This window comes from Clostridium zeae, assembly GCF_017312485.1.
In the GTDB taxonomy this organism is placed as follows: Bacteria; Bacillota; Clostridia; order Clostridiales; family Clostridiaceae; genus Clostridium_AR; species Clostridium_AR zeae.
This window is the reverse complement of sequence record NZ_BMBA01000002.1, coordinates 105,852-120,154: the sequence shown is the minus strand read 5'-3', so window position 1 is coordinate 120,154 and position 14,303 is coordinate 105,852. Positions and strand designations below refer to the sequence as shown.

Here is a 14,303-nt window from a genome sequence, read left to right as displayed (position 1 = left end):
GTTTATGGAAGAGAATTTAAATAAAGAGATAATAAAAATGACCGGGATAGAAAAAATATATAAAATGGGCAGCAATACCTTCAAAGCTCTAAGTAATGTAAATTTGACTATTTCACAGGGAGAATACGTAGCTATAGTAGGGCCATCTGGTGCTGGAAAGTCTACTCTTATGAACTTAATAGGATGCTTAGATCAACCTACCTCAGGAGAATATATTTTAGATGGGTTAGATACCAAATGTAATGATAATAAGCTGGCAGAAATAAGAAACAAGAAAATAGGCTTTATTTTTCAAAATTACAATCTTCTTCCTAAGTTAAATATATATGAAAATGTTGAATTGCCACTATTATATCTAGGATATCCTAACGGAAAAACTAAAGAAAAAGTAAGAGAAGCCATTGAGAAGGTTGGTCTTACAAGTCATTTGAAGCATAAGCCATCTGAGCTTTCTGGAGGACAAATGCAAAGAGTTGCAATTGCTAGAGCACTGGTTACAGAACCACAAATGATTCTTGCAGATGAACCAACTGGAGCTCTTGATAGTAAGACTGGAAAAGAAGTGCTTAAGATGTTAACTGACCTAAATAATGAAGGTAATACAATTGTAATGATCACTCATGACATGGATATTGCAGCACATGCCAAGAGAATTATAACTGTTAGGGATGGAATGATAACCTCTGACACGCTCAATGATAGTGAGGTGAGAGCATGAAACTAACAAAGCTTATAAAAATTGCGTTAACTTCAGTTTGGCAAAATAAGATTAGATCCTTCCTTACAATGCTTGGGATAATAATAGGTATCTCTTCAGTTATTATACTGGTTGGAATGGGACAAGGAACTCAAAAGCAAGTAAGTGATCAAATAGAAAAGCTAGGAACTAACCTTATAACTATAAGTATAACAGGTAATAGAACACCTACAATAACCACAGAGGAGTTAGCTGAACTCAAAACGAAGCCTGGAATTAAGGAAATTGCACCTCAAATAACAAGTAGTGTTAATGTAAAAAATGGAGATGTTTCAAGTACAACCACTTTAGAAGGATCAACTCCAAATTATACAGAGATAAGAAAACTTTCAGTAAGTGCAGGTAGATTTATAGAACAAAGGGATATTGATAATAGATATAATGTTCTTGTAATAGGAAGTGAAACTGCTCAGACTCTATTTAGTACCACAAATGTAGTTGGTAAGACTATGTATGTAAATGGTATTGAATTTACAATAGTAGGACTTCTTCAATCTGAAGGAACTTCAGCAACTGGTTCTAGTGATGATAGAATAATAGTTCCATTGACAACTGGTGAAAGACTATTAAAGAGTGCAAACCCAAAGACTTTCTATATAGAAGCAGAAAGTAAGGAAAAAGTTGACACAGCTATGGCATATTTGCAATTGTTCTTAAACAAAAAATATAAGTTAAATAGCTCAACAAGCAATAGTAATACAACAAGAAATTACTACAGAATTATGAACCAAACAAGTATATTAGATACTGCAAACTCAACAAATAAGAGTTTAACTACAATGCTTGCTGGTATAGCAGCAATATCTCTTGTAGTTGGTGGTATTGGTATCATGAACATAATGCTTGTATCAGTAATTGAAAGAACTAGAGAAATTGGTACTAGAAAAGCTATTGGAGCAAAAAGAAGGACAATACTTCTACAATTCCTTATCGAAGCTGCAAGTGTAAGTGGATTTGGTGGAATACTGGGGGTACTTGTAGGATATTTAGGTGGTTATGTTGCACAAAAATTCTTCTCAACTACAGTGTTGATTTCTAATAATATTGTAATAGCTGCATTTGTATTTTCATTAGCAGTAGGTATAATATTCGGAATTTACCCAGCAAGTAAAGCATCTAAGTTAAATCCAATAGAAGCTTTAAGATTTGAATAATAATATGAAGGGCAGTTGCAAGATGTATAAAAGCTCTTTATAAAAATAAAAGCCGTGCAAGATAGGGAAAACAAAACTCCTTATATGCATGGCTTTTATTCATAAAAATCTATAAATGTCTATTTTGTAACAGATTCTTTTTATCTTTAAAATAGAAGAGACTTATGTTACTATTATATAGTAAGTAAAAATAATATATTTAATAATAGGATTATTTTAAATTTGTATTTGAAGAAAGAAGGCAAGCACAATGATAAAAGTTGTAGCAAAACACTACGTATTTTCAGACAAGATTGAAGAAGTAATAGAGCTATCTAAAGAATTAGTAGCAGCAACAGTAAAAGAAGAGGGCTGCATAAGTTATGGTATGTACCAAGATGTAAAGGATAGTACAATACTTACAATGCTTGAAGAATGGGAAAGCGTAGAGGCTTTGAAGAAACATAGTGAATCAGAACATTTCAAAACTTTAGTACCTAAAATGGCTAAGTTTATGGAAAAGCCAACGGAGATGAATGTTTATAATAAGGTAATTTAATAGAAATGAATCCTATATAAGAGGAAAACAACCTAAAGTTATGCTTTATAATTTTAGGTTGTTTTAATATACTTTGATAAAATCTCTGCTAAATTTTTATTGCGTATAGAAAACATACTCCCATTATAACTTAGCTGAAAGATGTCACCTCCACAATATTCAAAATATCGTTTGGAGCTATTGTTGTACGTTGTTTCTATAGAGATACCATCATCAAGCATCCCTCGCCAATTGCTTTTATAAAAAGTAGAGTTAGATAAAGTCAGTATAAAATTATCTTTATCTTTCCCAATAAATTCAATTTCTTTTCCGTTAACTCCTCCTGTATAAAAGCTGATCTTTGAAATTTCATCGCTTTTAAACTCTTTCTTTTTTTGAGTCCATTGAATTCTAGCCACAGTATTATGGGCTAAATCTGTATTCCATATTATACATTCAAAAATAAAAAAGAAAAATACTAATATAATAAATTTAGCTGTAAACTTATTTGGTTTCATAAAAATCCTCCGTTATTACGTACAAAATGGCAATACTAAGAGACTTAAAATAGAATCCAAAATATAGGAGCTGCATCTTTATATACGATAAATAAATAAAAATTACTCATGTAAATAAATAATTTTATCCTATAATTAGGATGTGGATACTAATTTATACAAATAAAGGTATTATGATAGTATAATTATTATAATATGATAGCTTTGAGATTTATATAAAATTAATTGATTATATGATTTATGTGAGGTAGAGAATGTATAAGATAATGCTAGTAGAAGATGATATTATGCTCTGTTCAATGATAAAAGAGCATTTAGAGAAGTACGGATATACTATTTATGTTGTGAAGAACTTTAATATTGTAGAAAATGAGATTTATGAGGCTAAACCAGATCTTTTAATATTAGATATAAACTTACCTTATTATGATGGTTTTTATATTTGCAAAGCTGTAAGAAAAAATTCAAGTATTCCTATAATAATAACTTCAGCTAGAAGTGAAACTATGGATCAGGTTCTAGCAATTGAACTAGGTGCGGATGATTATGTAACTAAACCTATAAATTTGGATATATTCATGGTAAAGGTGAAGTCTGTATTAAGAAGAACTTACGGAGAGTATGCTTCAGCAAATAGTAACAACTCCATTGGATATTTGAACTTGGATGAAGGTAATTTTCAGTTAAGTTATAAAGAGAAAGTAGTGGTCCTTAGCAAAAATGAATATAAATTGATTAAGCTACTTATGGAGAATAAAGATAGGATAATAACAAGAGAAGAAATTTTCGACACTTTGTGGGATTCTGAAAGTTTCGTTGATGAAAATACTCTTACAGTAAATATAACTAGGCTAAGAAACAAATTTTCTGAGATTGGAATAGAGAATATAATAAAAACTAAGAGGGGTATTGGTTATATTTTTGATTATTCAGTAACTAAGGGTGAAAAAAATGAATAAAGGATTAGTGAAAAAATTTATAGAGGATAAGTTTTGTATATTAACTATGTACTTTTTAAATGTTATTTGCCTTATTACCTTTTTCAATATAAATGGTCTGAAAAATATAGAGATACTATATCCAACAGCTATTAGTTTGTTCTTGTTAATATTAGTGATGTCTATAGAGTTTTTTAAGTATTATGCTTTTAATTTAAGCTTGCAAGAAATTTATAGAGATCATCAGTGTAAAATTAATACTTTTACAAATGAACAAAAATTAGTTGAAGCTACAATAAGATATATTGAAAAAGAGTATAGAGACGAGTTAATTAAACAAAAAAATGATTTTGAAAAAAGATCTCAATTTTTATCACAATGGATACATAAACTGAAGGTGCCGATCTCTGTAATCGATCTAATTATTCAGAAGTACTCAAAAGAGACAGGCTGTGACAAAAAGTTATTAAATGATATAAGAACGGAGAATGAAAGTCTTTTTAACTGCGTAGAACAGTTACTCACTTTGTTACGGTTAGATAAGTTTGAAAGTGACTATGAAGTTAAAGGAATAAACATAATAGGAGCTTTAAAAAGATCAATAAATGATAAGAAAAATCAATTTATTTATAATAGAGTGTTTCCAGTAATCAATTTTAGTAAGGAAGTTGAGTATGTATTAACGGACTATAAATGGAATGAGGTTATGATATCTCAAATAATATCTAATGCTATTAAGTATTCTGCAGATAAGTCTAGGAGTAAAAATGTTTATTTTTCAATTATGAGTATGGGGAAATATACCGTATTAACTATAAAGGATGAAGGAGTAGGTATAGAATCTCATGATTTGAAGAGAATTTTTAAACCGTTTTTTACTGGAGATAATGGTAGAAGTTATAGAAACTCAAGTGGCATAGGTTTATATATATGCAAGTCAATAGCAGAAAAACTTGGACATGATATTAAGCTTGAATCAAAGCCAGGAGAGGGAACGGAAGTAAGAATCTCTTACCTTTCAAAAATGTAAGGTTATTTTAAGTTTTATCAATAGGTTTAAAGTCTTTAATAACTTATTATTTTGTTAAGGAAGGAGTGATTTTTTTGTATATATTAGAATCAAAGGATATATGTAAGATATATGGAGGAGAAAAAGGATACAGTTCTACTGAAGCTTTAAGTAATGTGAATATACAAATATGTGATGGTGAATTTGTTGGTATTATGGGGCCTTCTGGTAGTGGGAAAACAACTTTACTGAATATTTTAAGTGGTGTAGATAAAGCTAACAGCGGATATGTAAAAATAAGCGATAAAAAAATAAGTGACATGAAGAGAGATGAGTTAGCTGTTTTCAGAAGGAGGAAACTAGGTTTTATTTTTCAAAATTTTAATCTTTTAGATAGTTTAACAGTAAAAGAAAATATAATTCTTCCGATGATTATAGATAAATGTATAGGAGATAATGTGGAGCAAAAGGCTGAAGAGATTATGAAATTACTTAATGTTGATAGTCTAGCAAATAAATATCCGTATAATATTTCGGGCGGTCAGCAACAAAGAGTTGCAATAGCAAGAGCTATAATTAATTCACCAACAATGATATTTGGAGACGAGCCCACAGGTAACCTAGACTCAAAATCTTCTAAGATTATAATGGAATGTTTTCAAAAGATGAACAAAGAACTTAAAAATACCATTCTACTTGTTACTCATGATGTATATGCTGCTAGCTATTGTGATAGGATTATATTTTTAAAGGATGGAAAGGTAATCTATGAAGCAATAAAAAAGGGTAGTAGAAGAGAGTTTTTTAATGAAATTATGAATTATGTTGCTGTTTTGGGAGGTGACAGCAATGACTTTTAAAGATATAGTTATAAAAAATTTTAAAGGAAGCATAAAAGGTTACTTGTCTTTTTTTCTGTGCAATGCTTTTTCTATAGTATTAATGTTTATGTATTCAACTGTAGTATTTAATGAAGATATAAGTACCTCTACTAAACTAATAGACGGAATATCAAAAATCATGATTATTCCAAGTGTGGTTTTAATAATATTTTCAGTAGTATTTATAAATTATTCTTATTTAATATTTATAAAAGGTCGGAAAAGAGAATTTGGTTTATTTATGAATTTAGGTATGGATGTCAAAGATATAAGAAAGTTGATATTACTAGAAAATGGTGTTATTGCAGCCGGATCGGTGATAGCGGGGGTAATATCGGGAACATTATTTTCTAGATTATTTTTTATGATAATTAGTGAAATTCTTGGGGTAAAAGATTTGCATTTTCATATTCACGTAATATCTTATATTTTCATCGTAGGAATATTTTTATTGATATACTCCTTATCAGTTATCGTAACCATTATATCAACGGCTAGGCTTAATATAATAAATTTATTAAAAACTCCACAGATTGGTGATGAAAATCTAATAAACAGTCCTTATATAGGAATGATAGGTCTTATAATAATTATGGTATCACTTACTACTCTTTTAATCAAGTTCGATGGTAGAGGAGATGTTTTACTTGCATGTACAATATCACTTATTGTAGGAGTATATATTTTTATATATCAATTTGGTAACTTTATTTCCTATATATTAAGTAGGAGGAGAGCTAACTATCATAAAAATATTTTGCTTATAAGCAATCTAAGATACAAATATGGACAAACTAAAAAAATAATATTCATAATAACTCTAATAGTAATAGTTATTATATTTATTAATGGGTTCTATTTAAATCTTATACTGACAGCAGATAAATCTGCAAAGGAAAATAATCCTTTTCATATAGCATTTATAAGAGAAAACGGAAAAAATAGCATATCGGAAAAGGAAATAGAAACACTGATTAGAGATACTAACAACGTTGTAACTGAGCACAAAGAATTAGAATTCATAGAAACTAAAGACGATAAAGCAATAATTATAGCTGATGAAGAATTGAAAAAAATTTTAGATAGTAAGTTTACGGTAGATGAAGGGAAATATTTAAGGCTTTTTCAAATAAATAACCTGAGTGAAAAAGAAAAGAGCGAGAGGATTAATGATGAACATAAAATAAATCATGATAGAGTAATTAGAGATTTTGATAAAAGTTTTAAAATTCAAGACGTTATATTTAAAACATATTTTAATGCACCAGGATATATATTAAGCAGTTGCATTATATTAAATAATAACGACTACTTAAGGTTAAAAAGTTCTATAGATGTAAATATTGGTGTGGTAGAACTTTATAACTTTAAAGATTGGAAAAATACTCAACCACTTGTTAATACTCTACAAGAGAAATTTAAAGAAAAGAATAACAACTTTGAACTTAAGTATGAAGATAAATACTATCTACAAGTTGCCTCAAGAGTAAGCAGCTATAATGAAAATAATCAAGGTGCAAAGACACTCTTCTGTCTATTAAGTTTTTTAGGAATATTCTTTCTTATAAGCATTTGTGTGATACTATCATTAAAGCTTTTTTCTGATTTTGATAGTGATAAAGAACAATATAGAAAGCTATATAGGATAGGAATGATGGAAAATGAATTTGTTAAACTAAAATGTGGTGAATTAAAGGTTATATTCGCTACAGCTCCAACCATAGCTATTCCTGTAGCTATAACCTATTCACTTGCTTTTGAGGGTGCAAATTATTTGAGCAATCTTCAGATTATTGGATGTGATATAGTAATAAGTTTTTCCTTCATATTACTAGAAGTGATATATTACAACCTTTGCAAGAGAAATTATATAAGAAAGATATCTACATGGATTTAATCATTTTATGCAAATTGATTAGAAAATGAGACGGAATTAAGATATAAGAATGTTCTTTGGAAAATGAATATTGAGGTGAAAAAGTTATTTTAAGACACCCTTCGGCTAAGTTTTTATCAAATAAGTTGGATTTATATGGTATAATTGGTCATAATAGAGATGGATTTTTAAGGTATGACGAACAAAAATAATATATACTTACAATATAATTAGAAAGATTATCAATGTAAGTAATATAATGAGAGGAAGTCGATGATTTTATGAAGCCATACATTTCTCAACCCAAAGGTAGTATGTGTTGCGGTGCATATTCAATTGCTTACTATTTATGGGAAACCAACAAAGCTCAACATATAAATGATAGAACTTTTGTTGATAATATTTATAAGGAAATACAAGTAGGTTCCAATAATATGGGAATTCATGAAGCTTGTTCAGATCCAGAAAAGATGTCCAAGCAATTAAGGGATATATGGTATACAGATTCTTATCTATGTGTATTACCTAATAGTCCGTTTATACAACTTGCAAATGACTTTAACATATCTGTTGAAAATATAAATGTTATTGATAAAGTTAAATCAGGTGCTAATAAATATGCAATTATTATGTGCGGTTCGGAAAAGTCTGCTAGAGCATTACATTATATACTTATCAAATATGAAGATAATACATTGAAAATGTTAAATTCATCAGCTTACTATGGTAATGGTACTGATAATGTTACTTGGGAGAACTTTATTATCGAATTTAATGGTAAGCTTACCTTAGAGAGGGATACTCCATACCTGTATACAGGAGCAGGAATTCTTATAAAATAATCTTATGAAAAATTATTGGAGGTAAGTTACATGAAATTTAAAGTATTAGGTTCTGGAGGATGTATGTCAATACCTAGAGCAACATGTAGTTGTAGAGTATGTAAGGAAGCTAGGGAGAAGGGAACCCCATATTCCCGTTTTGGATGTTCATTATTTATAGAGGATATAAATTTGTTGATTGATACTCCGGAGGATATTTTGATACTTGGGATTAATTTGTGAAATATTAGCCCACCTGAGAAATCTAATGCATCTCAGTAATATATTGTGTAACTAATGAATAACCAAAGAATATATTATGTAGTATCAAACGGAGGTATCAATAATGGAAATAGTTATCTTCTTTATACGAATTAAAAATTGATTATACTTTTTATGAGAGGAGATACAGCATATGTTGCAATTTTTTTTATTTGATATAGTTATTATTTTGATTGTGATAATTTCATATTATTATTTATTTCCACAAGAAGATTTAATTGATATAAGTAAGATTCCAAAATCGTTTTTTATTGAATCATTAAACAGGATATGTATTCAAAATAATAATGAATGTGCAGCATTTTCTAGTGCATTTGTTTTAAGACATTTTGGAATAGAAGCAGATGGAAATGAACTTTATAAAAATTATCCTAAAAAATTAGTTGATGGGACTATAAGCCCTAAAGGAATAATTAAATATTTTAAAAGAAATAACTATAATGCGTCATTTTTCAAAGGAAATATAAATACATTGAAAAAACAAATAAGTAATGGGACACCAATAATTACTCTTGTAAAGGTGTTTCCGGATAAAAGGTATTTACATTACGTTCCTGTTGTAGGCTATGATGAAGAATATATATATTTAGCAGATTCTTTGAAGTTCACAATTAATTGTAACGAAAGAAACTATAACCGCAAAATATCAATAAATGATTTTGAAACGATTTGGAGAACATGGGTTCCATTTTATAAAAACACATATATAGTGGTAGATAAGTGCGAGAAAAATAAGTAAAAAACAAAGGTCGATATTGCTTAATTAGTACACAATATTATTATTTAACGTCACATAAATAAAAACGAATAATTAATTAAAACACTGCACCATTCTAGTTAGGATTTTGCAGTGTTTTTACGTCTTGCTATGGAAAAAAGACGACGTAACTTGTGAAATTTACGATACGAACAATGCTCTTTGAAAATTGAATAATGCAGTGAAAAAATATTTTAAAACCCCCTTCGGTCTACGGTTTTCATAGAGCTAATTGGTATCATATGGTACAATTAATGGTGATTAATACAGAATGGTAGAATATTGTGTCTCAAAAGAATAAAAAATTAAAATTCTTTTAGTTTGTGTATTGACTCTATGGTTACCCATTACTTTATAATCAAGATAGACGACAGGGGTGCACACCTGTAAGCCTTAAGATGGAGGTTGCTATATGTTTAAGATAGGTGAATTTTCGAATCTAAGTGGATTATCTATCAATACTCTACATCATTATAATGAAATAGGAATTCTAAAACCTGAACAAGTTGACAAATTTACAGGCTACCGATATTATAGTGCTCTTCAACTTGTTACCGTAAATAAAATTATGGCTTTGAAAGATGCTGGATTTTCACTTGGTGAAATAGCTCGAATTTTACATAGTCTTCCTTCAGTTGATTCGATAATTTTAATGCTTGAAGGTAAAGCAGAATTACTTGAAGAAGCACTGAAAAATGAATCTGAAAGGCTCAACCGTCTTAGAACCAATATTTTTCTAATTAAAAACGGAGGTGTGCCGATTATGAATGATATAACAATAAAAAGAGTTGAACCTATACTAGTTGCCTCAATGAGAAAGAAGATTAATAAAGGTGACTTCGAGGAAGCCGGAAAGATGTGGTCAGCGGTTAATAGCTTTATAGCCAGGTCAGAAATTAAGCGTACCATTCCCTGCATGATATTGTACTATAATTCAACCTGGAATTGGGACATGACAGAAACTTGGGAGATAGAAGTTGTTGAACCTGTTACAAAATTCGCTGCCGAAAGTGACTTTGTCAAAGTTTATGAATTGCCTGCAGTAGATAAAATGGCTTGCGTTGTTCACCATGGTTCATTTAATACAATAGGTGAAACTTACAAAGCTATAAACCAATGGATTGAGGAAAATAATTATAAGATAAGCGGACCAGTTCGTGAAATATACCATAAGGGTGAGTGGGCAACAAGTAATCCAGATGAGTATATAACTGAACTTCAATTTCCCTTAATCTAATACGCATTTTTTATTTAACGTCACATAAATAAAAAACGAATACTTAATAAAAAAACACTGCATTATTCACAATTGAGTTTTGCAGTGTTTTTACGTCGTAATTCAAGAAAAATGCGACATAACTGAGGAAACTAAAAATACGAATGATATTCTTTGGCAACTGAATAATGAAGTGGAAAAATTATTTTGAAACAGCCTTCGGTAAACGGTATTCCTAGAAGCAATTGGTATTATATGGTATGATTATTGTAATTGACACAGAATGGTATTTGATTGCGAATAAAAGACTATTTATTATGGAGGTGGAATTATGTCAATAATCAAAGGATTGGAATGGACGTTTAACACAGAAGCCGAAAAGTATGAAAAAATGAGACCAGGATATGTTTCAGAGCTGTACGAAGATATTTTTAAGTATATCCCAATTAATGAATCCAGTAATGTTATCGAAATTGGTATTGGTGGAGGACAGGCAACACTACCAATTTTAAAAACTGGGTGTAAATTAACTGCTGTAGAATATGGTGAAAATTTGGCTGAATTATGTCGTCAAAAATTCAAGGAGTTTCCTGAATTCTCAGCTGTAACAGGAAAATTTGAAGATTTCGTGTGTGACAATAATTTATATGATCTAATTTATTCTGCATCTGCGTTTCACTGGATACCAGAAGAAATCGGATACAAAAAGGTTTATGAAATACTAAAAAGTGGCGGAGTCTTTGCTCGTTTCGCTAACCATCCATATAAGGATAAAGGCAGAGAAGAAATTCATGAGGCATTACAAAAAATATATTCTGTATATATGCCTGGTTCGCTTGGTCCTAATGAGTACAGTGAGGATGATGCAAAAAAACGTGCAGATATAGCACAGAAATATGGATTTGTTGATATAAGCTACAAATTATATCATAGAACAAGGTCTTTTAGTGCAAAAGAATACATATCACTTCTCGGTACTTATTCCGACCATATTGCGATTGAACAAAATACTAGAAAAAGATTCTTTTCAGAAATTGAAGAAGCTATTGATAATCTAGGGGATCAAATCACAATATATGATACCATTGATTTACAGCTTGCGAGAAAACCATAATTAAAGATGAGCCACTTCAATCCGGAATCTATTTTTAAAACTCCTCTGATTGGATTTATACAGATAAATGATAATATATCAAATGTTAATATTGTAGAAGTTCATATTATTCATGAATATCAAGGTAACGGTATTGGATTTGATATAATAAGCAATATTATTGAACAGGCAATTAAAGAAAGTAAAAGCTTTACTATTGGATGTTTTATTGATAATATTCGTGCAAGGCAACTTTATGAAAGAATTGGATTTAAAGTTGAATCAATAACAGATACTCATTATGAAATGAAGTATTTTAGTAGTGGAAAATAAGCAGTTAGAAAGATTGAGAACATATAGAAAAAGCTTATGCTTGATTAAAAGAATTATTGGAGGTAAGTTAAATGAAATTTAAAGTATTAGGTTCTGGAGGATGTACGTCAATACCTAGAGCAACATGTAGCTGTAGAGTATGTAAGGAAGCTAGGGAGAAGGGAACGCCATATTCTCGTTTTGGATGTTCGTTATTTATAGAGGATATAAATTTGTTGATTGATACTCCGGAAGATATCAATAGTTCACTAAATAAATTTGATATAAAGAGTATTGATAATGTGCTTTATAGCCATTGGCATCCAGACCATACTCTAGGGATGAGAGTTTTTGAACAGATAAAAGGAAATTGGTGTGAATTATCAGTTGGAATTAAAAATAAAAAAACTATAAATGTGTTTGGCTTAGATTATGTAATTGAAGATATAAGATCAATAAAAAATAAATTCGGGCCCTATGTTGAGAATTACGAAAAAAAATATAATTTAATAAAAATAAATGTTGTTGATAGAGAACTAATTATAAATGATATAAAAATTACAATCATACCAGTTAGTAATAAGATTAGCTCAGTATTTGTATTTGAGCAGAAGGATAAAAAGGTTATTTATGCACCATGTAATGTAAAACCTTTTCCAGATGAAGATTTATTTAATAATGCTGATTTGCTGATAATTGGAGATACAATAACTTCAGATGTAGCAAAAAATAATTTTATTATTGATAGCAATAATGAAATGAGAAAATATATGTTTGTTATGGATGAAATTGTTGAACTAAAAAAACAGTATAACGCTAATAAGGTTATTATGACTCATTTAGAGGAGGACTGGGGATTGTCATATGATGATTATTTGGAAAAAGCAAAGAATTATGACAATATAGAATTTGCATATGATGGATTGAATATAGAAATATGATAAGGTAAAAATGAAACGCTTATAAAGACCTCAATTTGAGGAATCTTTGATACTAGATATTAATTTGCTGAATTGTAGCTAACCTCAGAAATTTAATGTATTTCAGTAGAAAACTGCGAATTAGTGGTTATCATAAAATTTTTCTGATAAATAGAAATTTGAGTTGTATATTATTTATATTAACGGAGGTAAATGAATGGATATTGAGATACGTAAGTTGATACCAGAGCTTGCAGAAGATTACATACGTTTTTTTGACACTACGCCACACGATGACAATGTAGATGAGAATAAATGCTATTGTGTGTGTTGGTGTAATGATGATTATGATGGCAAAGATTTTTCAACAGCAGAGAAAAGAAGAAAATGTGCCTTACAATATGTTAAAGAGAATAATATTCAAGGTTATCTTGCTTATAGTTGTGATAAGGTCGTTGGATGGTGCAACGCCAATACGAAATCAGATTGTTTGAAATGTGCTAGTTGGCGAAGATTTATGGATTATGTACCTTTGGAGGAATCTAACACAGGCATCAAGGTGAAATCCATATTTTGTTTCGTTATTGCACCGGAGATGAAAAGAAAAGGCATTGCCACGCTGCTTTTGGAGCGTGTGTGTAAGGATGCGGTTCAGGATGATTTTGACTTTGTGGAGGCATACCCATACAAAGAATCTACTTATCAATCATCAGATTTTGGCGGTCATTTTGATATGTATAAAAAAAATGAATTTCATTTGTTTTTTGAGACTGAACAAGGTCTTGTCATGAGGAAGCAGTTAAAGTAGCACTGTTAAAAATATGCAGTATGCAAAGTGAACAGTTCCAATTTATAGGATGCTTTCTGGAGTCAGCCTAAATTGTCTCGCAATTTTCAAATATGACGAATTATCAACAAAGTTATAAACTTGTTGTACAAGCGGGTACACGAGATATCGAAAGGGATATCAAAGGATATTTCTCTTAATATGATAAAGAACAGGTTGTAAATCTATATAAAGAAATGATGATGAATGGATTTTCATTCAGTACATCGCTAAGTGTTATGTTGTATGTTCAAATAAGTTTATTTATATAAATGCAATTACTGAGAAACTAAAAGAATATGAAAATAACAGAGAAAAATACCCTACTTTTGATGATTTTCACCCAAAACTAATAGAACTTTTCAAAGAGTTATCAGAGAAACAAAAAGGTTAGTGTTAGAGTGTAAGATTGACAACACAGGTCAA

General features: G+C 29.7%; 16 protein-coding genes. 15 read left to right on the top strand and 1 reads right to left on the bottom strand.

The features are described 5' to 3' along the window. Window positions 1–4 precede the first annotated feature (4 nt). From J3477_RS09960 to J3477_RS09950, 3 genes are all read left to right on the top strand, one after another. Window positions 5–718 (top strand): ABC transporter ATP-binding protein, encoded by a 714-nt coding sequence (locus J3477_RS09960; RefSeq protein WP_284691994.1) that lies wholly within the window; start codon window positions 5–7, stop codon window positions 716–718. Continuing rightward, window positions 715–1,911 carry an ABC transporter permease gene (locus J3477_RS09955; protein ID WP_206869814.1) on the top strand — a complete coding sequence of 399 codons (1,197 nt, stop codon included), beginning with the start codon at window positions 715–717 and terminating at the stop codon, window positions 1,909–1,911. Before J3477_RS09960 ends, J3477_RS09955 begins: the two co-directional genes overlap by 4 nt. A gap of 250 nt (window positions 1,912–2,161) precedes the next feature. Continuing rightward, on the top strand, window positions 2,162–2,449 hold the full coding sequence (locus J3477_RS09950; RefSeq protein WP_206869813.1) for a putative quinol monooxygenase: 288 nt from the start codon (window positions 2,162–2,164) through the stop codon (window positions 2,447–2,449). Window positions 2,450–2,502: 53 nt separating this feature from the next. Here the strand turns inward: J3477_RS09950 and J3477_RS09945 are convergent, their stop codons facing one another. Next, window positions 2,503–2,946 carry a hypothetical protein gene (locus tag J3477_RS09945; RefSeq protein ID WP_206869812.1) on the bottom strand — a complete coding sequence of 148 codons (444 nt, stop codon included), beginning with the start codon at window positions 2,944–2,946 and terminating at the stop codon, window positions 2,503–2,505. Window positions 2,947–3,200: 254 nt separating this feature from the next. On the opposite strand from J3477_RS09945, the gene J3477_RS09940 reads away from it, so the two are divergent. The 12 genes from J3477_RS09940 to J3477_RS09885 all read left to right on the top strand — a co-directional run bounded on the left by J3477_RS09940 (window position 3,201) and on the right by J3477_RS09885 (window position 13,859). After that, window positions 3,201–3,905, top strand: a complete 705-nt coding sequence (locus J3477_RS09940; RefSeq protein WP_206869811.1) for a response regulator transcription factor — start codon at window positions 3,201–3,203, stop codon at window positions 3,903–3,905. Next, window positions 3,898–4,914, top strand: a complete 1,017-nt coding sequence (locus J3477_RS09935; RefSeq protein WP_206869810.1) for a sensor histidine kinase — start codon at window positions 3,898–3,900, stop codon at window positions 4,912–4,914. Before J3477_RS09940 ends, J3477_RS09935 begins: the two co-directional genes overlap by 8 nt. Window positions 4,915–4,988: 74 nt before the next feature. After that, on the top strand, window positions 4,989–5,753 hold the full coding sequence (locus tag J3477_RS09930; protein WP_206869809.1) for an ABC transporter ATP-binding protein: 765 nt from the start codon (window positions 4,989–4,991) through the stop codon (window positions 5,751–5,753). Further along, the gene (locus tag J3477_RS09925) at window positions 5,743–7,671 is read left to right on the top strand and encodes an ABC transporter permease (RefSeq protein ID WP_206869808.1); all 1,929 of its coding nucleotides are present in this window, start codon (window positions 5,743–5,745) and stop codon (window positions 7,669–7,671) included. The genes J3477_RS09930 and J3477_RS09925 overlap by 11 nt, the downstream gene beginning before the upstream one ends. Before the next feature lie 260 nt (window positions 7,672–7,931). Continuing rightward, on the top strand, window positions 7,932–8,492 hold the full coding sequence (locus J3477_RS09920; protein ID WP_206869807.1) for a hypothetical protein: 561 nt from the start codon (window positions 7,932–7,934) through the stop codon (window positions 8,490–8,492). 30 nt (window positions 8,493–8,522) lie between these two features. Further along, entirely contained in the window at window positions 8,523–8,714 is a 192-nt protein-coding gene (locus J3477_RS09915; protein ID WP_206869806.1) for an MBL fold metallo-hydrolase, read from the top strand. A gap of 172 nt (window positions 8,715–8,886) precedes the next feature. Continuing rightward, on the top strand, window positions 8,887–9,492 hold the full coding sequence (locus tag J3477_RS09910) for a C39 family peptidase (RefSeq protein WP_206869805.1): 606 nt from the start codon (window positions 8,887–8,889) through the stop codon (window positions 9,490–9,492). 430 nt (window positions 9,493–9,922) lie between these two features. Further along, window positions 9,923–10,747, top strand: a complete 825-nt coding sequence (locus J3477_RS09905) for a MerR family transcriptional regulator (RefSeq protein WP_206869804.1) — start codon at window positions 9,923–9,925, stop codon at window positions 10,745–10,747. 310 nt (window positions 10,748–11,057) lie between these two features. Continuing rightward, on the top strand, window positions 11,058–11,840 hold the full coding sequence (locus J3477_RS09900) for a class I SAM-dependent methyltransferase (RefSeq protein WP_206869803.1): 783 nt from the start codon (window positions 11,058–11,060) through the stop codon (window positions 11,838–11,840). A 6-nt stretch (window positions 11,841–11,846) separates the two neighbouring features. Further along, window positions 11,847–12,152, top strand: coding sequence for a GNAT family N-acetyltransferase (locus tag J3477_RS09895; protein ID WP_206869802.1), 306 nt, complete (start codon window positions 11,847–11,849; stop codon window positions 12,150–12,152). 71 nt (window positions 12,153–12,223) lie between these two features. Then, window positions 12,224–13,072, top strand: a complete 849-nt coding sequence (locus J3477_RS09890) for an MBL fold metallo-hydrolase (protein ID WP_206869801.1) — start codon at window positions 12,224–12,226, stop codon at window positions 13,070–13,072. Between the two features lie 196 nt (window positions 13,073–13,268). Next, window positions 13,269–13,859, top strand: a complete 591-nt coding sequence (locus tag J3477_RS09885; RefSeq protein ID WP_206869800.1) for a GNAT family N-acetyltransferase — start codon at window positions 13,269–13,271, stop codon at window positions 13,857–13,859. Window positions 13,860–14,303: the final 444 nt, after the last annotated feature.